The organism is Enterococcus sp. LJL128 (genome assembly GCF_056924295.1).
Genome location: NZ_JBXPBP010000002.1, coordinates 206,198 through 225,300 on the forward strand (window position 1 = coordinate 206,198; position 19,103 = coordinate 225,300).

General features: G+C 39.2%; 16 protein-coding genes. 12 read left to right on the forward strand and 4 right to left on the reverse strand.

What is annotated here, in order from left to right; all coding sequences use genetic code 11:
* Positions 1–248: 248 nt before the first annotated feature.
* The 3 genes from AC1Z3K_RS03920 to AC1Z3K_RS03930 all read right to left on the reverse strand — a co-directional run bounded on the left by AC1Z3K_RS03920 (position 249) and on the right by AC1Z3K_RS03930 (position 3,770).
* Positions 249–1,403 (reverse strand): pyridoxal phosphate-dependent aminotransferase, encoded by a 1,155-nt coding sequence (locus AC1Z3K_RS03920; RefSeq protein ID WP_461731926.1) that lies wholly within the window; start codon positions 1,401–1,403, stop codon positions 249–251.
* 188 nt (positions 1,404–1,591) lie between these two features.
* Positions 1,592–2,314, reverse strand: coding sequence for an amino acid ABC transporter ATP-binding protein (locus AC1Z3K_RS03925; protein WP_426081006.1), 723 nt, complete (start codon positions 2,312–2,314; stop codon positions 1,592–1,594).
* A complete protein-coding gene (locus tag AC1Z3K_RS03930) occupies positions 2,307–3,770 on the reverse strand; it encodes an ABC transporter substrate-binding protein/permease (RefSeq protein WP_426081005.1) in 1,464 nt (487 codons plus the stop codon). Before AC1Z3K_RS03930 ends, AC1Z3K_RS03925 begins: the two co-directional genes overlap by 8 nt.
* Before the next feature lie 226 nt (positions 3,771–3,996).
* Between AC1Z3K_RS03930 and AC1Z3K_RS03935 the strand changes: the two genes are divergently transcribed.
* The 10 genes from AC1Z3K_RS03935 (at position 3,997) to AC1Z3K_RS03980 (ending at position 15,810) form a co-directional block, all read left to right on the forward strand.
* Complete coding sequence (locus AC1Z3K_RS03935) at positions 3,997–5,094, forward strand: iron-containing alcohol dehydrogenase family protein (RefSeq protein ID WP_426081003.1); 1,098 nt, start codon at positions 3,997–3,999, stop codon at positions 5,092–5,094.
* Positions 5,095–5,388: 294 nt separating this feature from the next.
* Positions 5,389–6,534, forward strand: coding sequence for a tRNA guanosine(34) transglycosylase Tgt (tgt, locus tag AC1Z3K_RS03940; RefSeq protein ID WP_426081002.1), 1,146 nt, complete (start codon positions 5,389–5,391; stop codon positions 6,532–6,534).
* An 81-nt stretch (positions 6,535–6,615) separates the two neighbouring features.
* Entirely contained in the window at positions 6,616–6,990 is a 375-nt protein-coding gene (yajC, locus tag AC1Z3K_RS03945; protein WP_426081001.1) for a preprotein translocase subunit YajC, read from the forward strand.
* Between the two features lie 206 nt (positions 6,991–7,196).
* Positions 7,197–7,481, forward strand: a complete 285-nt coding sequence (locus AC1Z3K_RS03950) for a post-transcriptional regulator (RefSeq protein WP_426081000.1) — start codon at positions 7,197–7,199, stop codon at positions 7,479–7,481.
* 122 nt (positions 7,482–7,603) lie between these two features.
* Positions 7,604–8,023 (forward strand): GNAT family N-acetyltransferase, encoded by a 420-nt coding sequence (locus AC1Z3K_RS03955; RefSeq protein ID WP_426080999.1) that lies wholly within the window; start codon positions 7,604–7,606, stop codon positions 8,021–8,023.
* Positions 8,024–8,477: 454 nt separating this feature from the next.
* Positions 8,478–11,075, forward strand: a complete 2,598-nt coding sequence (adhE, locus tag AC1Z3K_RS03960; protein WP_426080998.1) for a bifunctional acetaldehyde-CoA/alcohol dehydrogenase — start codon at positions 8,478–8,480, stop codon at positions 11,073–11,075.
* Between the two features lie 415 nt (positions 11,076–11,490).
* Complete coding sequence (locus AC1Z3K_RS03965; protein WP_461731927.1) at positions 11,491–13,521, forward strand: alpha/beta hydrolase; 2,031 nt, start codon at positions 11,491–11,493, stop codon at positions 13,519–13,521.
* Between the two features lie 154 nt (positions 13,522–13,675).
* Positions 13,676–14,134 (forward strand): MarR family winged helix-turn-helix transcriptional regulator, encoded by a 459-nt coding sequence (locus tag AC1Z3K_RS03970; protein ID WP_461731928.1) that lies wholly within the window; start codon positions 13,676–13,678, stop codon positions 14,132–14,134.
* 11 nt (positions 14,135–14,145) lie between these two features.
* Entirely contained in the window at positions 14,146–15,012 is an 867-nt protein-coding gene (locus AC1Z3K_RS03975; protein ID WP_461731929.1) for a DUF6544 family protein, read from the forward strand.
* A gap of 114 nt (positions 15,013–15,126) precedes the next feature.
* Complete coding sequence (locus AC1Z3K_RS03980) at positions 15,127–15,810, forward strand: endonuclease V (protein WP_426080994.1); 684 nt, start codon at positions 15,127–15,129, stop codon at positions 15,808–15,810.
* Between the two features lie 283 nt (positions 15,811–16,093).
* Here AC1Z3K_RS03980 and AC1Z3K_RS03985 read toward each other — a convergent pair whose 3' ends face one another.
* Positions 16,094–16,765 (reverse strand): CPBP family intramembrane glutamic endopeptidase, encoded by a 672-nt coding sequence (locus tag AC1Z3K_RS03985; protein WP_461731930.1) that lies wholly within the window; start codon positions 16,763–16,765, stop codon positions 16,094–16,096.
* Positions 16,766–17,362: 597 nt separating this feature from the next.
* Here AC1Z3K_RS03985 and AC1Z3K_RS03990 point away from each other — a divergent pair.
* Positions 17,363–18,538, forward strand: coding sequence for an RtcB family protein (locus AC1Z3K_RS03990; protein WP_426080991.1), 1,176 nt, complete (start codon positions 17,363–17,365; stop codon positions 18,536–18,538).
* 9 nt (positions 18,539–18,547) lie between these two features.
* The gene (locus AC1Z3K_RS03995) at positions 18,548–19,102 is read left to right on the forward strand and encodes a GNAT family N-acetyltransferase (protein WP_426080990.1); all 555 of its coding nucleotides are present in this window, start codon (positions 18,548–18,550) and stop codon (positions 19,100–19,102) included.
* Position 19,103: the final 1 nt, after the last annotated feature.

The following is a 19,103-nucleotide window of genomic DNA, read 5'->3' on the forward strand; positions in this document are numbered from 1 at the left end:
GGATAAGTCATGAATTTTGCACTGTTGTTTATATGAACTTGAAAAGTATTTGGTGAGTCTGTCTAAACTGGAATAATCGGCGGTTCAAAAGCTGCTTCTTCAAAAATAAGCCGTACTATATTGAAAATGTGTGGTAAGACCCATTTTCGTATAGTACGGCTTATTTCTGAGAAACACAGTGAGGTATGAGCTGATGTTGAACAGTACCTCACTGGTTCTTGAAGCAAAAGACTATTAGCCCTGCCTGTTTAATTAAACGTCAACTTTTCAATCCGGTCAAAGGCTTCTTTTAAAACGTCTAGACTTTGTGTTGCCGCTAGACGCACATGCTGATCTCCTGTTGTTTCACCAAAAGCTTTTCCGGGAATAACCAAAACATTTGTTTCTTTCAGCAGCTTTTCAGTAAAAGCGACTGAACCGAGCTGAGTCTGTTCAATATTAATAAAGGCGTACATAGTACCTTGGACTGGCAGCATCGATAAGAAAGGAATCTCCTGCACGCGTTTTTCTACATATTCCAAGCGCTCTTTAAAAACGGACACAACCTCTGGTATGAGAGTTTCTGCATGAGCTAGAGCATAAATGCCAGCTTGTTGGGAAGGTGAAGGTGCTGAATAAGTAACACTTTCATTAATTAGCTTAGCAGCTTGATTAATATAGGAAGGAGCAATCATATAGCCAATCCGCCAGCCAGTCATAGCAAAGGCTTTTGAAAAGCTGCTAAAGGTAATTGTATGCTCAGGGGCAAAGACTGCCATAGGAACAAAATCTTCATAGAAGGCAAAAGCTTCGTAGACTTCATCTGAAAGAATATAGAAATCATGAGCAATCGCCAGCTCAGCTATCTGTTTGAATGTTTCTGGAGCAAACACCGCACCTGTCGGATTGTTCGGCGAGTTAATAATAATAGCTTTCGTTTTATCCGTGATGGTCTGTTTTAAGCAATCAATATTGATTTGAAAACCATCTTCTTCAAAAGTAGGAAGAAAAACAGGTTTTCCTCCTGCAAACAGCACCTGATCCTTATAGGGAGAAAAATAAGGTTCATGGATAATCACCTCGTCGCCGGGATCAAGAATTACCTGTAAAGCGAGATACATGCCATGAAGAGCTCCAACTGTTGCTCGAACCTGATCAACCGAAAAATGGAGGTTGTACTGCTTTTGATAAAATTGGATAACAGCGTCTAAGAATTCGCTGCTGCCGCCGGAAGCAGTATATTTGGTGTGTCCTGCTTTGGCATCTGCAAATGCCGCATCAATAATCTTTTCAGAGGTGATTAAATCAGGATCTCCTATAGAAAGGTCAATTAAATTAGGTATTTGCTTTGCTAGTGTAGCAATATCCATTAAAATATTTTCAGCCGGCTGCTGATGCCGCTTTGCAATTTTGGAAGAATCCATCCAAACATCTCCTTACATATTCTTGAATTGAAATACAGTTTTTAGTTTAGCTGCTTATTGAAAAAGACGAAACAGAGATGCAGCAGACTAAAATGGTGCTAAGAAATAACAGAAGCATTTACTGCTGAAATCTGTCTTTTTCTATGTCTGACACTTCTGTTTCGACTTACTATCTGTTTTTGGTTGTTTTACAAAACTTTTCTCAAAAAGTCCTGTGTTCTAGGATTTTTTGGTTGACCAAAAATTTCTTCAGGCGTTCCTTCTTCTTGAATAACGCCTGCATCCATGAAGATGACGCGGTCTGCAACTTCACGAGCAAAGCCCATTTCATGAGTAACAACAACCATAGTCATTCCTTTTTCAGCCAGAGCTTTCATAACGGCTAGAACTTCTCCAACCATTTCCGGATCAAGAGCAGAGGTTGGTTCATCAAAAAGCATCACATCCGGATTCATGGCTAAGGCTCTAGCAATTGCTACACGCTGCTGCTGTCCGCCTGATAAGCTAGCTGGATAGCTGCTGCTTTTTTCTTCTAGCCCCACTTGTTCTAAAAGACTGAGTGCTTTTTGTTTCGCCTGTTCAGGGTCTTCTTTTTTTACCTTAATAGGGCTAATTGTCAGATTTTCAAGAACAGTCTTATGAGGAAACAGATTGAAGCTCTGAAAAACCATGCCCATTTTTTGCCGTAGTTCATCTATATTCGTATCTTTATCTAAAAGATTTTTACCTTCAAATTCAATTCGGCCTTTTGTCGGCTGTTCTAATAAGTTCAGACAGCGCAGAAAGGTACTTTTTCCACTTCCGGAAGGGCCGATAATTACAACCACTTCGCCAGCATTTACAGTTAAGTCAATTCCTTTAAGGACTTCATTTTTATCGAAGGATTTATATAAGTTCTCAATATTAATCACTAGTGCTCATTCTCCTTTCGGCTACACCCAACAGACGGGAAATTGTAAAGGTTAGGACAAAGTAAATCAGTGAAACGACCAGATACGGCAGGAATGGCTTGAAGCTTGCACCCTGAACATTCCCAGCTTGGAAGATTAGTTCGGAAACACCGATAACAGATACAACAGAAGATTCTTTAATAACTGTAACGAATTCATTTCCTAAGGCTGGTAAAATGTTTTTAATTGCCTGAGGCAGAATAATAAAGCGCATGGCTTGAGATTGATTCATACCTAATGAACGGGCCGCTTCCAGCTGTCCTTTATTCACCGCGTTAATTCCAGCACGAACAATTTCAGCAACATAGGCGCCGCTATTCAAAGTTAAGGCAATACAGCCGGCTGCCAGTTTTGATAAGTCCAGACCTAATACACCTGTACCAAAGTAAACAATAAAAATCTGAACTAGCAAAGGTGTTCCTCTAACGTATTCAATATAGATAATCGCTAAAGCACGTAAAATTTTGGATTTTGACAGCTTCATAAGTGCTAGTAGACCACCAAACAACGCACCGAACAACACACCGATAAAGGCTAGAAAAATAGTATAACCGGCACCGTTCAAGTAGAATTTGCCATATTTTTGAAGGAAGCCTTCGTTGTCGTCAAACATTAATTCAGCAGCTTCTTTTTTATAGCCATCCAAAAGATTATTGTCATTAATCGTTTTGATGGAAGCATTCACTTTTTCATTTAAGATAGGTGTGTTTTTAGCCATCGCAATCGCTGTTTGCTTTTCACCTTCAGTGAAAGATACATCAGCAAAGACTAAATCATCATTTCGATCAACATAAGCTTCGGCGACAGGACCTTCAAGTATAATTGCATCAACCTTTTTATTCTTCAGGTTCATCACTACATCAGGTACTTTTTGTAGAGAGGTTGGTATTGAACCAAGCAATTCATTTTTTGCAAGATCTTCCTGTGTGGTCTGTTTTTGAACACCGACTTTTACATCTTTAAAGTCACTCGTTGAATGAAACTTATCCTGATCTGTTTTACGGACGATAACCCGTTGCTGGACAGTCATATAAGGATCTGAGAAGTCGACTTCTTTTAGCCGTTCAGGAGTGGGAGCCATTCCTGAAATAATCAGATCGATTTTGCCGGTTTTTAAAGCACCTAACAGGGCATCAAAGCCAAGCTCTTCTATTTTTAGCTTAACACCCATATCGTCTGCGATTTTTTGGGCAATCGAAACATCAAAACCGACGATAGTATCTTTTCCATCAACATCTGTGTGGAACTCATAAGGGGCATAGTCAGCGGACAAGCCGACGATTAGTTCACCGCGTTGAATAATCCCGTCATAGATAGAATCTGTTTCTTCTGCTGCTGCCGTCTGAACAGTCAGCAAAGGAATGAATGCCATTAAAAGCGGCAGAATAAAAGCAATTATTTTCTTCCATTTTTTCATGTGCCGAACTCCTTTAGTTATTTAATAAATAATTATGCTGAAAAACTGAATAAATGTATAAAAATTTATTGTTTTTCGATGTGATTTATCATATCATAGTTTGTAATAAACGAAAAGATATAATGTTTAACTAATCAAAAAAATGAATAAAAAATTAGGTCGTATCTAAAAATATCGGCGGCATCCGGATTTTTCAGATACGTCTCAGCCAAGGAGTAGAATGTGCATGGAGCAATCATTAATTGTTAGAGGAGCACCGCAGGAGTATGAATGTCGTTCCGGAGCCTGGAAAGGACTGGAAAATCATTTACAGAGAAGGGGCATCGAACGGGTGCTGGTGCTGCATGGAAAGTTTTCTTGGGAAGCTGCAAAGCCTTTTTTCCCTAAACTAGTGAACACGTATACCAGCTTTATGACATACCGGGGAGAGTGTACGGATGACGAAGTTGAAACTGTTTCAACTCTCATTGAGGCTGAGGCTTTGACTGGTATTGTTGCTGTAGGCGGCGGCAAAGTTGCTGATTTAGGCAAAGCAGTTGGAAATAAATGCAGGATACCAGTTTTGATTCTACCGACGCTGGCTGCTACCTGTGCAGCCTATACTCCTTTAAGTGTTATGTACAATGAGGATGGTTCGATGGACCGTTATGATATCTTTCCAGTCAGCAACGCACTGGTATTAATTGAACCGGAAGTACTGCTGCATTCTCCAGTAGATCTAATGATTGCTGGAATCGGTGATACATTAGCAAAATGGTATGAAGCAGATACTATGATTTCTCAGCTAGATATACAGCCGATTGAGATTGGCGTAGCGGCTTATGCAGCTCGTCAGTGCCGTGATGTTTTGCTGAGAGATAGCCAAAAAGCTATAGAAGCAATGACAGGCGGACGTATAAATCAGCCCTTTCTAAATGTTGTCGAGACTAATATTCTTCTTGGGGGTATGGTCGGTGGCTTCGGTGATGATTACGGCCGAACCGCAGGTGCTCATTCCATCCATGATGCATTGACGATTTTGGCAGACAGCCACCATCAGCTTCATGGTAATAAAGTAGCTTACGGCGTTTTCGTTCAGCTTGTAATTGAAGAAAAATGGGAAGAAATAGAACAGCTACTACCTTTTTACCGCTCATTAGGTTTACCTGCTTCTTTGAAGGATATGGACTTTTCTCTGTCTGAAGAAGAGTACGATTTGGTCTCTACTCGAGCAGCAGCTCCCGATGAGACGATTCATTATATGAAGGAAGTTATTACTCCAGAAGTTGTGAAACAGGCTATGCTTAAATTAGAAGAGTATATGGCAGCAAAAAAATTAAGATAATTTCATAAAATAATTAAAAAAGACGACTGGTGATTCTAGAAAACGCAAGTCGTCTTTTTTATAAACTATACCTTAAATAGTTAGATATATCTCAATTAACTAAAAGACAACTGCTGCTGTAGCCTTTGAGATAAAGAGGAACTATAGCCTCTCCTTCCACTCCACTAGAGGTTCCTACACCAGTGGAACTGGCAAAATGCTTCCTATTAAGTGGACAAAGAGAAATCTTGCAAAGCGACTGGAAAAACAGTATTATGGGAAAGGACTAATTTTGTATAGAAAGTAGGGAAATGAATGACGGAACCAGCCATTCGTTATCGTTTAATAAAGAAAGAAAAGCATACAGGAGCTAGACTAGGTGAAATAATCACGCCCCATGGCACATTCCCGACACCAATGTTCATGCCTGTAGGAACTTTAGCAACAGTAAAGACCATGGCTCCGGAAGAATTAAAAGAGATGGGTGCCGGTATTATCTTAAGCAATACCTATCATTTGTGGCTTCGCCCCGGAGAAGACTTGGTAGAAGAAGCAGGGGGACTGCATAAATTTATGAACTGGGATCAGCCTATTCTGACAGATTCCGGCGGCTTTCAGGTATTCTCACTTAGTGATATGCGAAACATTACTGAAGAAGGGGTACATTTTAAGAACCATTTGAATGGTTCACCAATGTTCCTTTCACCGGAAAAAGCTATTGACATTCAAAATAAGCTGGGCTCAGATATCATGATGAGCTTTGATGAGTGTCCGCCATTTGATGAAAGCTACAGCTATGTGAAGGATTCAATCGAAAGAACCAGCCGCTGGGCGGAACGGGGATTGAAAGCACATAAAAATCCTGACCGCCAAGGCCTATTTGGTATTATTCAGGGAGCTGGTTATGAAGATCTTAGAAGACAAAGTGCAAAAGATTTAATCAGTATGGATTTTCCCGGCTATTCAATAGGAGGACTATCAGTAGGGGAACCTAAGGAAGAAATGAATCGTGTGCTTGAATTTACAACACCATTGATACCTGAGAATAAACCACGTTACTTAATGGGTGTCGGTACCGCTGATTCGCTGATTGACGGTGTCATTCGCGGCGTGGATATGTTTGATTGTGTATTGCCGACACGGATTGCCCGCAACGGAACTTGTATGACTTCTCAAGGACGCCTAGTTGTTAAGAATGCTCAGTATGCCAGAGACTTTCGACCGTTAGATGAGAAGTGTGATTGCTATACATGTAAAAACTATACGAGAGCGTATATTCGCCACTTAATTAAATGTGATGAAACCTTTGGTATCCGCTTAACTTCTTATCATAATCTATACTTCTTGCTGAATTTGATGAAGCAGGTTCGTCAGGCAATTATGGATGATCAGCTGCTGGAATTTAGGCAGGCATTTTTTGAAGAGTACGGCTTTAATAAAGAAAATGCGAAAAGTTTCTAAAAATTATGGTAAATCACTAGTGTTATCAACGTTTTTTTGTTACAGTTAAATGTGATTATATTAATTAATGAGGTGAAATGAATGGGCGGCGGATTTTCAATGATTTTAATGCTGGTAGTTCTTGGAGGAATGATGTTCTTTATGACACGTTCTCAAAAGAAACAGCAGAAGGAACGTCAGGATTTATTAGGTAGTATGAAAATCGGAGACAGTATTGTAACGATTGGCGGACTACATGGCGTAGTTTCAGAATTTGACGATGTGAACAGAACGGTTTTTGTCGACTGTGAAGGGATTATTTTAGAGTTTGACCGTCAGGCAATTCGTACTGTAAAACCAAACATCACTGCGGACGCACCAATGGTAGATGTTGTAGAAGAAACAACAGAAATTGATTTAGATAAACACGAACCTTCTGTTGACGAAGCACCAAAAGAAACAGAAACAAAAGAATAATGCTTAGGTAGAAAAGCCTGTTCATTGCTTGATCAGCTTTGAGAAAGCAAAAAAACTTAGAATTGACAAGGCTGGAACTTAATAACTTCCAGCCTTATTGTTTGCGGCCTATGTAGTGCAAGATTTTAGTGTTAGGCTTTTTTAGAAAGCTAAGGATGCTAAATGACCAAACTACTTTTAGGTGTAAATGATACGGAGAGGGGAACATGATGAAAAAGCTGTCTTGGCATCAGAAGATGCTTTTATCAAAAGAAATAAAAACTAAATGCCGTTCCTTTCATGAAGATGGCTATACGTCTGTAAATGAGCAGGAGCTGTTGAATTATCTGCTTTCTTATCGATGGAAGAGTAAACCAAAACTATCAATTAAAGAATGCAAAAATGATATTTTACATATTCAGCCAAATGATTTTTTTGATTACCAGCAGCTGATTGCACAAACCAGTCCCTTTCGTTTTAACGACTGGCATGATATCGAAGATTTACTATAGTAGTTTTTTAGCAACGAGTCAAAGGCTGGAAGATGCTGCTTGAAAACAAATAGTAGGAGTCAAAAGGAACTCACAGCAGTTCCTTTTTTTATTTAAATAATAGAAAGCAGGGGAGAACTTTGATGAATCAAAAGGTACAGCTAACGAATAAGAGACCCACACCCGAGCAATTTCAGCAATTACGAGTAAACGCCGGACTTTCACCGAGAAATATAGATTCTATTGCTAAAGGACTTGAAAACAGCTGGTGCTGCATAACACTTTGGAATCATCTGGATGAACTTGTTGGAATGGGACGATTGATTGGTGACGGGGGAACTGCCTTTCAAATTGTTGATATAGCGGTTAGACCTGATTATCAGGGACAGGGATTAGGAAAACAAATTATGAGTGCACTGAAAACCTACATAGATGAAAAAATCCCTTCAGCTGCCTATGTAAGCTTAATGGCTGATGGTCAGGCAAAAGAGTTATACCGGCAATATGGCTTTAGTGAAACATTACCCGAATCAGAGGGGATGTATTATAAAAGAAGAAAATGAAGGTTGTGTTTAATTGGACTGTCCAAACTTTTTAAAGGCTGGTGTGTGAAAATATACAGCTAATTGTACACTAATGAGCAAATTGAAAAGTCTTGGATAACAATTGCTTGACTGAATACCTTGCAAAGCAAAGAGGTTGTGACAGAAGTGTTCAGCTTCAAGCAATAATGCGGAAATTCCGAAAATTGTTCTACAAATTTTTGCGAATTTCCGCCTTATTATCGAAGAAGTTACTTCTGAAACACCGTTTATCCGGGTTTAAGGGACTGAGGCATACTAATGTCACAGCCCCTTTACTTTTATATTATTGCCTTTTCTAATGAAAACGATTTAAATAAAAAAACTGTGAAAAAAATCACAAAAAACTATTTACAAGAAAAAAAGAATGGTGTATGATGTGTATGTGAAATAGTTAACAAGTAAACTTTTGATAAATTATTTTAGGAGGATTACAATGGCGAAAACAAAGAAAAAAGAGGAAGCTAAGACTCTTGACGTTCAAACAATGATCGACGAGCTGGCTGCCAAAGCAAATGTTGCATTAAAAGAAATGGAAAGCTTCGATCAAGAAAAGGTTGACCATATTGTTCACGAAATGGCAATGGCTGCGCTAGATCAGCATATGCCTCTAGCTAAAATGGCAGTTGAAGAAACTGGCCGTGGAATTGTGGAAGATAAGGCAATTAAGAACATGTATGCTTCTGAATATATCTGGAACAGCATTAAACATGATAAAACTGTTGGTGTAATCAATAAAGATGACCAAACAGGTATAATTGAAATTGCTGGACCAGTCGGCGTTGTTTGTGGAGTAACTCCTACAACAAACCCAACTTCAACAACAATCTTTAAAGCAATGATCGCCTTAAAAACTGCTAATCCAATCATTTTTGCCTTCCACCCAAGTGCACAAAAATGTTCTGCTGAAGCAGCTCGTATCGTTCGTGATGCAGCTATCGCAGCAGGAGCTCCTGAAAACTGTGTACAATGGATTGAACAGCCGTCAATCGATGCAACTTCTATGCTGATGAATCATCCTGGCGTTGCAATCGTATTAGCAACTGGCGGTCCTGGAATGGTTAAATCTGCGTATTCAACTGGTAAACCAGCTTTAGGAGTTGGTGCCGGTAACGTACCAGCATACATTGAAAAATCAGCAAAAATCAAACGTGCGGTGAACGACTTAATCGTTTCTAAATCTTTCGATAACGGAATGATTTGTGCATCTGAGCAAGCTGTAATTGTAGATAAAGAAGTTTATGCAGCTGTAAAAGCTGAATTTGAAGCGCATCAAGTATACTTTGTAAAACCTAACGAATTACAAAAACTTGAAGATGCAGTAATGAACGAAGGTAAATACGCAGTAAATCCTGCAATTGTAGGTTATTCTGCTGAACATATTGCAAGCTTAGCTGGAATCAAAGTACCTGCTGGAACGAAGATTCTGATTGCTGAACTTGAGGGGGCTGGACCTGAGTATCCGCTATCACGCGAAAAACTTTCTCCAGTTCTAGCGATGATGAAAGCAAAAGATACAGACCACGCTCTTGATTTGTGTGAAGCAATGCTTGAATTGGGTGGATTAGGACATACTGCATGTATCCATACAGAAGATGAAGATTTACAGGTTAAATTTGGTATCCGCATGAAAGCTTGTCGTGTTTTGGTTAACACACCAACAGCTGAAGGTGGTATTGGTAATATCTACAACGAAATGATTCCATCATTGACATTAGGTTGTGGGTCTTACGGTAAAAACTCTGTCTCTAAAAACGTATCTGCAATCAATTTGATTAACATCAAAACTGTAGCGAAACGGAGAAATAATATGCAATGGTTTAAATTACCACCAAAGATTTTCTTTGAAAAGAACTCATTACAGTACCTGCAAAAAATGGAAAACGTTGAGCGCGTAATGCTGGTTTGTGACCCAGGCATGGTTCAATTCGGATATGCAGATACAGTTCGTAAAGAATTACTAAAACGTAAAAATGATGTAAAAATCGAAGTATTCTCTGACGTGGAACCTAACCCGTCAACAAATACAGTATACGCTGGAACAAAAGTAATGACAGACTTCCAACCAGATACAATCATCGCATTAGGCGGCGGTTCTGCAATGGATGCTGCGAAAGGTATGTGGATGTTCTATGAGCACCCAGATACATCATTCTTCGGCGCAAAACAAAAATTCCTGGATATCCGTAAACGTACGTATAAAATTGATAAAGCAGTTAAAACACAATTTGTATGTATTCCGACAACTTCAGGTACTGGTTCAGAAGTAACACCATTTGCGGTTATTACTGACAGCGACACACATGTGAAATATCCATTGGCTGATTACGCATTGACACCAGACGTTGCAATCGTTGACCCGCAATTCGTTATGTCAGTTCCTGCATCTGTAACAGCTGATACTGGTATGGACGTATTAACACATGCGATTGAGTCTTATGTATCCGTAATGGCATCTGACTACACACGTGGTTTGAGCTTACAAGCAATTAAATTGGTCTTTGACTATTTAGAAAAATCAGTGAAAACTCCTGATATGGAATCTCGTGAAAAAATGCATAACGCTTCTACAATGGCTGGTATGGCATTTGCGAATGCATTCTTGGGAATTTGTCACTCAGTAGCTCACAAAATTGGTGGAGAATATGGTATTCCTCACGGACGTACGAATGCAATTCTATTGCCTCATATTATCCGTTACAATGCCAAAGATCCTTCAAAACATGCAATGTTCCCTAAATATGACTACTTCCGTGCAGATACAGATTACGCGGATATTGCGAAATTCTTAGGTCTGAAAGGTAAAACGACTGCGGAATTAGTAGATGCTTTAGTTAAAGCAGTTGCTGATTTAGGTACTTCTGTAGGAATTGACATGAGCCTGAAAGCACAAGGTGTTACTCAGGAAACTCTTGATTCAACAGTTGACCGTATGGCTGAATTAGCTTATGAAGACCAATGTACAACTGCGAACCCTAAAGAGCCGTTGATTAGTGAACTGAAACAAATCATTATCGATGCTTACAACGGATAAGCTAAACTAATGAACAAGATGAACCGAAAGGATGAGAGATTCATTCTTTCGGTTTTTTTGTTATGCCAAAATTATGACTTCAAATTTTAATTTTTACACCAAATAATTTTGTCTAGGAAACAGTTGTTTCTATTTCTAGCTCTTTTAATTAAAGGAGAGAAACTTTGCCAATGTATTTGAATGACAGGGTGTCAATTTGACTCTAATAATCGCAGAGTCAGGATTAGTCTTATGATAATATCATAAGGAGTTTTAAACAATATAAAATAGTCTAGAACGATTTAATTGAGAAATACATAATATCTTAGCGTTTTAAAACTTACTCTTATTAAAAAATTTTTACCATATTATTTGCTTTTAAAAAAGGTAACTGCTATTCTCTTTGAGAAATTATTATTAACAAGGAGGAAAAGAAGTGAAGAAGTATGTAATTTTTAAGGGAATGGCAGCACTGCTGCTGGCCGCAGGTATTTTTAGACCATTAATCGTTTATGGGGAGACAGCTACGTATAAAGAGATAAGTCCCAATGTTTTTTCAGTAGATAAAGAAGCGGCTCAGGTTAAAGCAAATGGGTCTGAAAATGGATGGATGTCCAGTTACTTTTTAGATGGGAAGCAAAGTCTTACGCCGCAAGAGCAAGCGGTTGTGACGTATATCGAACAATACTTAACAAGCTATCTGTCAAAGCAGCCGACAAATCGGGGTTTGATTGGAGATGTGATTGATGGAGCAATAGTTGAACTAGCTTTTGATACGGCTTTTAAAAGAGAGAGTGTTCTCTTCACGCTGATTCAAAATCTAACTGGTTCTAATAATGAAGAAAAGCCTTATACAGACTGGTATAAGGCACTGACGAATACCTCGGAACGATATCAAACTGTGTACGATGAGCCTACGGGTCAAAACATTCAGCTTTATGCCCGTTACATCGACAATCATTCCGAAAAAACAGTCGTTGTGCACAGCGGATACAGAGACGGACAAAACTCTAATTTAACCCATGTAAAGCTGTTCTCTGATATGGGCTACAATGTACTAATTCCGGATACCCGCTCTCACGGAGATAGCGAGGGAGAATATATTACGTTTGGACACTATGAGAAAGAGGATTTGACTGGCTGGATTAATCAGGAGGTACAGAGCAGACCGGATCAGGAGATAATTCTTTTTGGAATATCTATGGGTGCAGCAACAACTATGCTCTCTCAAGCTACCCCCCATCCCAATGTGACGGCTTATATTGAAGACTGCGGTTACTATTCAACTGAGCAGCAATTCCACGATATTCTAAACCTGTTTACCCAATTTTTTAAATATATTCCATTAGTTAAGGATTACGATTGGACTGGAAAGGAAGGTCAGCTGATTAATAAGCTGAATGAAGAGAAAACTAAACCAATCCTGAAAATGGATATCTATCAAGTTGCTCCGATTAATGCTGTAGACAAAACGGGTGTACCAAAGCTATTTATTCATGGAGATGCGGACTGGTTTATTCCACCAGTGGCTCAAGAGGTTCTGTATGATAAAGCAATCGGCTACAAAGAAAAGCTAACCGTCGCAGGGGCGGAGCATGGTCAGTCGATTTATATTGATGAGGCTTTATATACCGCAACGGTTCATTCATTTTTAGAAACAGTTGATAATATGACTGTTAAAAATCCAGTAGTAGCTCTGGATGTGAACTTATTGAAAAATACTGATTTTGAAACGAATGAGACCCACCTTATTGATTGGGAAACCAGTACTGATAATCAAGCGTTTAGTAATGCTCCGCTCAGCAAGAACGGGTTAAACGAATTCGTTTTGAAAAAGCTTTTACTTACGGATATGGTTACTGTTTTTCGTGAGGAGGAAGGTTTGCGCTTTTTTAATAGGCAGTATAATAATATAGGAGCTATTGGTCAGTTGCTTGCAGTGAAAGCTGGTGAGACATATGAGCTCTCTTTTAATGTAAAAAATGATACAGAAGCCTTGGTGACCTACCCGAATGTTCTATATAGTTTGGGAAACCAGAGGATAGATGAAGGATTGAGTGCAACTCAGAAACAAAGTAAAAAACTGTTATACACAGCAGAAACAGATGGTGAGATTCGTGCCAGTATAGGAGCTAAACTAGGCTATAAAACACTCATTTCCAGAGATTATACCTTTACAACATTTTCCGGCATACAAGTTGTAAATGCAGATCGTACGCCACCAGAGGTACCAAGTATTACTTCAATCACCTTAGCTGGTGACAGCTATCAGATTGAAGGCACAGGTGAGGCCAACACAAAGCTTTTACTTGAAACTTCAGATGGAGTTGTCATAAGTACTTCTGTAGTAACTGAATCCGGCAGCTTCCAGCTCATGGTAGATAAGGAACAAAAGGAGCTGCTGCATTTAATCAGTCAGGACGATAAAGGCAATCAAAGTCAGTCGGTAGTGATTGTCTTCCAATAATTTAGAAGTGTTTAAAAGATGAACGTTCGTGCTGAGTAGGCATTGACGTTCATTTTTTGATAAAGAAATTACAAATTATTTTTGTTTGTTTGACAATAAAGGTAACTGGTTATATAATTATGTAACTAGTTATCTTTATTGAAGGAGTGTTTTGATGGATTATACAGCGATGGGTGAACAGGAATATATTTTTGCAGGGATATTTACTTTAGCTAACCGACTTCAAAGGCTAGGCGACAAGCTGGATGACCATATGACGATAAAGCAATGGATGTTGATTGCTGTAGTTACAAAAGCGGAAAATCAAATGCTGACAATTAGTGAAGCTGCAGCTGTTATTGGCAGCTCACATCAAAATATCAAAAAAATGGCAGTTATTTTGGAAAAACAAGGATTTTTAACGCTTTCCAAAGCACCAGAAGATGGCAGAGTGGTCAGGCTTAGTCTAACAGATTACTGCAAAAACTATTTTGCTGAACGAGATGAGAGTGAACAGACATTTTTAGCTGCTGTTTTTCAGGGGTTTGATGAAGAAGCGACAGCAGGTTTGTACAAGGGGCTTAGGCTTCTCCAACAAAATATTGAAGAGCTTGAAAAGAAAGATGATTTATGAGGAGGGACATTATGATAAAGATTGTAGGAGGACTTGGACTAGTCGTTGTGCTGCTCTGTATTTACTTGCTAATACCGGGAGGAAAGCTGTGGCAGAAGTATCTTGCAGACACAGAGCAGTCTTTTGCAGAGATAAGCGGCAGCCGTGAGCCTTCCGGAAAGTTTTCAAAGGATACTGTTGCTCAGCTGCCGCCGCTGCTTCAAAGACATATTACCAATGGCGGATATTTAGAGAAACCGCTAATGAGCAACATGTTTATCCAATTTATCAATACACAGTTTCGGTTATCACCAGATAAGAAAACAATGCCTATTCAATTTCAACAGCTGAACTTTGCCGGACGCCCTGATCGTCATGCTTTTCTAACAGCCAAAATGGCAGGTGTACTGCCGCTGCAGGCAAAAGACAGTGTGATTGCTGGCATTGGATCAATGACCGGAGTTTTGTCAAAGCATTTTCAGTTGTTTCGGTCTACTGGGGCAGAGATGGATCAGGGGCAGTTGATTACGGCCCTGGCAGATGCCGTTTATCTGCCGTCGTTGTTTGTACAAGATTTCGTTACTTGGAGAACCATTGATGAACAAACTGTAGAAGGCTGTATTACTTGGGAAAATATCTCAGCAGCCGGGCGTTTCAGCTTCGATGAGCAAGGGAATATCATACGATTTGATACCGACGACCGCTACATGGATGATAATGGAAAAGGTAGCAAGCTCGTGCCTTGGTATGTGCTTTATACGAATTATCAAAATCAAAATGGATTCTGGCAGCCGGGGAAGGTTCAGGTTAACTGGCAGCTGCCAGAGGGAGCTTATACGTATTTTGAAAGTAATCAAATAAAAATTGAGTATTCTGTTGAGAAATTTCCTGAAAGCTGAGGGTTCTATGACTGTTGAGGGATTAAACAAAGCAATGGAGCCTGAAAATAATTAGCAGAGTCTCAGCTGATAAAGTATAATTTTTATCAAGAGTAATTATTTTAGGAGGAGTATATGTCTCAAGAAGAACAGTTTAAACAGGAACAGGAAAAGTGGCAGCCTGGTATTTCTTTGCAAAATACATTTCAGCTAGAAAATCTAAAGCTGGTTGCAGGGGTGGACCTTGCCTATTGGGAACATGAAGGCAAGGAATACGGGGTCTGCTGTATCGTATTGATTGACTATCATACAAAGGAAGTTGTAGAAACAGTGGATCATTTTTCGAGGATAGAGGTTCCATATATATCTGGTTATTTAGCCTTTAGAGAGCTGCCGCTTATTTTAGAAGCAGTAAAAAAGCTGACGAAAAAACCAGACCTTTATATGTTTGACGGAAACGGTTACCTTCATTATCGACATATGGGGATTGCCACTCATGCTTCTTTTTATTTGAATACACCATGTATTGGTGTAGCGAAAACCTATTTAAAAATTGCTGGTACAGACTTTACAATGCCTGCAAATGAAGTAGGCGCAAAAACAAAGATTCTTATAAATAGTGAAGAATACGGAGCAGCAGTTCGCTCTAGAAAAGATGTCAAACCTATTTTTGTTTCTTGTGGAAATTGGATTGATTTAACAACCGCCTGTAAGATTACCATGCACTTTATTGAAAAAAACAGCAGACTACCGCTGCCGACTAGATATGCAGATCTTGAAACACATATAAAAAGGAGAAAATACCAGCAGTCACTTTAGCAGGAAAATGCGGATTATTCGATAAATCATCAGGCATAGCTGAAGAATTATAGACGAAGAAAAAATGTCGGATGAAGTGGTTATCAATTAAGTAAGACTTTATTGAAAGCACAGTAAATGAAACTGCTAATCTTGCCTTGGAGATTTTTCGTTGACTATCTGTATTTAGTAAAGGAGAGCTCCCACGATTTATTCAGATAGCAACGAAAAAAAGAGTTCAAGGCTTTGAGAAGGTCCTGAACTCTTTCATTTTGGATTTAAATAACTACTATGTTCACACGATTTACTGCATCATCAGAATCATTGCAATTGCTGAAATGGCATTATTGACGAAGTGAACCGCGATGGAAACTTCCAGCCGTTTCGTTTTATAATATGGGTAAGCCATAATCAGACCAAGTAAGGCATAGAGCATGAAATCAATAAACGTAGTCGCTGTATGAATCAATCCGAAAACAATTGAGCTGACAGCCATTCCGATAAATGGCTGATTTTTAAACAGCAGACCCATAATGCCGCCGCGAAAAACGATTTCCTCCATAATTGGTGCTGAAACTGCAATCAACAAAAATAACAGAACAGAGCTTTCACCGGAAAAGATAGAATCAATAATCGCATCATTAGCAGTAGTTTCCTGCCCATTTACAAGTTGCCCCAAATAAGTACCGCCAATCGCTACAATTCTTCCTGCAAAATACAGAACAGCAATCATTAATACATTTTTTTTGTTTATCCAGTCAAATGTAAACTCACATAGACCCAGTTTTTTTGCCAGCCACATCAATAAAACAATATTGGCAACTGTAATAAGAATAAGAATTAGCGTATTAACGCTGGACATTGCTGCCTGCCCGCTGGCTAGAGACATCCCCTTGAGCACACCAAAAACAGTCATACTCACCTGACTCAAAATAAATAAACCGACAACAATAAAAAAATTCTTTACATAGTTCATTTCTTCACTCCTTTATATAGCTATGCTAACTATTAATTCTAACAAAGCAGGTGGTTGGTTTTCAAGCATTAGAATAAGAAACTTACTTTTGCGGGAAACTGTAAGTCAGCGATTTTTTTAAAAGTAGAAAATGAAATTAATGTTGACAGAGGTAAAACTGACATGATAGTATAAAATAAATAACGTGCAGAGGAGGAGAGAGTATGATGACAACTACAGTAAGCAAATCAATGCGTCAAAAGACAAAAAATGATCGAGTATATGCTAGTGTTTTTGAGTTATCCGTATGTTGTTTTCATGCGCTCTCAAAAAACTAAAACAGGTATACAGCTGGTTTTTAGCTATCTATTGAGCTAGATAATTTATTTGTTCAATCGGTAAGTAGAGAAAACAAGACGAAGAATCGTCTCGTTATCAGTCTGTGTGTAGTTTTAGATTAGTAGACCTGACAATCATTTTTTGTGGTTGTCAGGTTTTTTGTATGCCCCAAAATTAGCGGAGGTGCTACCCATGAGTGGAAAAAAAGGAAAATTTAGAGAAAAATAACAGGAACGCAGGCATTCTGCGTTCTAATTTAAAAGAAAATGAGGAAACAGAATGTTAACAGTACAAGGAAAATACAACGAGGCAGTCATTTATACTGATCAGGTTAGTGATGGAACGATTGGTCAGATTATTGGCTTATGTAATCAAATAGCTGCTAAAGATAGTAAAATTAGAATTATGCCGGATACGCACAGTGGAACAGGCTGTGTAATCGGTACGACAATGCAGATTAGCGATAAGCTTATTCCTAATCTGGTTGGAGTGGATATTGGCTGCGGCTTGTATGCGGTAAAAATCAAAAAGAATATTAAACTGAATTTTGATAAGCTGGACCGAATCATTCGCTCTAGAATACCAAGTGGTAATCAGGCTCATAAACAACCAGTCAGTGATTTTGAATTAGGCGAGGTATTGGCGCCAATTCATAAAGGCTGGGTACTTAGAAGCTTAGGAACACTCGGCGGAGGTAATCATTTTATCGAAGTAAATGAAGGGCAAGACGGCTATTATCTCGTTATTCACAGCGGCAGCCGGATTTTAGGGAAAGAAATTGCCGAATATCACCAGGAAGCAGCATATCAGGAGCTGTCTACACTTAGAAAAGAGCTAAAGCTTCAAATGAAAACCGCAGAAAAAAATGGCGAAATTGAAGAAGTCCAAAAGCTGAAAGAAGAGCGGGAAAGAGCAAAAATACCTTACGAACTGTCCTACTTGTCTGGTCAAGGATTAACTGACTATTTGAACGATATGAAAATTGCCCAAGCCTACGCTGCTGAAAACCGCCGCTTAATGGCAGAAATCATCTTAAAAGGGATGAAGTGGAAAAAATCAGTAGTTGAACAATTTGATTGTCCACACAATTATATTGATTTGAAGCAGAGTATTTTGAGAAAGGGAGCAGTCTCTGCTCAAAAAGGAGAGCAGCTGATTATCCCTTTGAATATGAAGGACGGCAGTATCATCGGACGAGGTAAAGGAAATCCTGAGTGGAACTATTCAGGACCTCATGGAGCTGGCCGTCAGCTAAGCAGGTCGGAAGCGAAACGCCAGATTAGTCTGGAAAGCTATCAACATGTTATGAAAGGAATCTGGACAACCTCGGTTTCCAAAAAAACAATAGATGAAGCACCTAAAGCTTATAAGCCGGTGAAACAGTTATTGGCTGATATCGAACCGGCAGTGGAGGTACAGGAGATTATTCGCCCGCTATATAATTTTAAAGGATGAGGTAGAGAAATGACACAGACAAGAAACAGAAGCATCATGAAAAAGGATTTGTTGATGTTGGAAGCATCGGCTGAAAAAGCCGGGCTAAAATTGAATACAATGGTAAATCTGTCAAATGATAAAAAGCTGGAGTTAGGCAAGATGCTCTGGCAGGCATTTCAGGGAACAGAGGATGATCAGGGAGAAACGCTGGAAGAGATGAAGCAGGAAGTAGCAGAAACCTTTTCTGGAAAATACGGTGAGCTTCTCGAGGAGCATTCCTTTATAGTGATGGACGCTTCGGGGCATATTGAGGCAGCAGCAATGGTAACGGCTTTTCGTAAAAGACTGCCACTTCTGGTCTATCTGGCAACAGCTCCAGAGGCTCGGAAACAGGGATTAGCGGGCGTTTTACTAAAAACTGCAGCAGCATCTTTAGCTAGTATGAAATACGATGAACTCTATTTAGTGGTCAGCAACCAGAATTCCGCTGCTAGAAATATATATAAACATGCTGGTTTTGTAGATGTAGGTACAGATTGGGCAGAGGTACTGAAAAACAAAAAAATGGAAATGGGGAAATAGA

Bases quoted from the DNA above. Each gene is read 5' to 3' on its own strand.
- AC1Z3K_RS03920 (WP_461731926.1), bottom strand. From the start codon at position 1,403: ATGGATTCTTCCAAAATTGCAAAGCGGCATCAGCAGCCGGCTGAAAAT.
- AC1Z3K_RS03930 (WP_426081005.1), bottom strand. From the start codon at position 3,770: ATGAAAAAATGGAAGAAAATAATTGCTTTTATTCTGCCGCTTTTAATG.
- AC1Z3K_RS03935 (WP_426081003.1), top strand. From the start codon at position 3,997: ATGGAGCAATCATTAATTGTTAGAGGAGCACCGCAGGAGTATGAATGT.
- tgt (WP_426081002.1), top strand. From the start codon at position 5,389: ATGACGGAACCAGCCATTCGTTATCGTTTAATAAAGAAAGAAAAGCAT.
- yajC (WP_426081001.1), top strand. From the start codon at position 6,616: ATGGGCGGCGGATTTTCAATGATTTTAATGCTGGTAGTTCTTGGAGGA.
- AC1Z3K_RS03950 (WP_426081000.1), top strand. From the start codon at position 7,197: ATGATGAAAAAGCTGTCTTGGCATCAGAAGATGCTTTTATCAAAAGAA.
- AC1Z3K_RS03955 (WP_426080999.1), top strand. From the start codon at position 7,604: ATGAATCAAAAGGTACAGCTAACGAATAAGAGACCCACACCCGAGCAA.
- adhE (WP_426080998.1), top strand. From the start codon at position 8,478: ATGGCGAAAACAAAGAAAAAAGAGGAAGCTAAGACTCTTGACGTTCAA.
- AC1Z3K_RS03970 (WP_461731928.1), top strand. From the start codon at position 13,676: ATGGATTATACAGCGATGGGTGAACAGGAATATATTTTTGCAGGGATA.
- AC1Z3K_RS03975 (WP_461731929.1), top strand. From the start codon at position 14,146: ATGATAAAGATTGTAGGAGGACTTGGACTAGTCGTTGTGCTGCTCTGT.
- AC1Z3K_RS03980 (WP_426080994.1), top strand. From the start codon at position 15,127: ATGTCTCAAGAAGAACAGTTTAAACAGGAACAGGAAAAGTGGCAGCCT.
- AC1Z3K_RS03985 (WP_461731930.1), bottom strand. From the start codon at position 16,765: ATGAACTATGTAAAGAATTTTTTTATTGTTGTCGGTTTATTTATTTTG.
- AC1Z3K_RS03990 (WP_426080991.1), top strand. From the start codon at position 17,363: ATGTTAACAGTACAAGGAAAATACAACGAGGCAGTCATTTATACTGAT.
- AC1Z3K_RS03995 (WP_426080990.1), top strand. From the start codon at position 18,548: ATGACACAGACAAGAAACAGAAGCATCATGAAAAAGGATTTGTTGATG.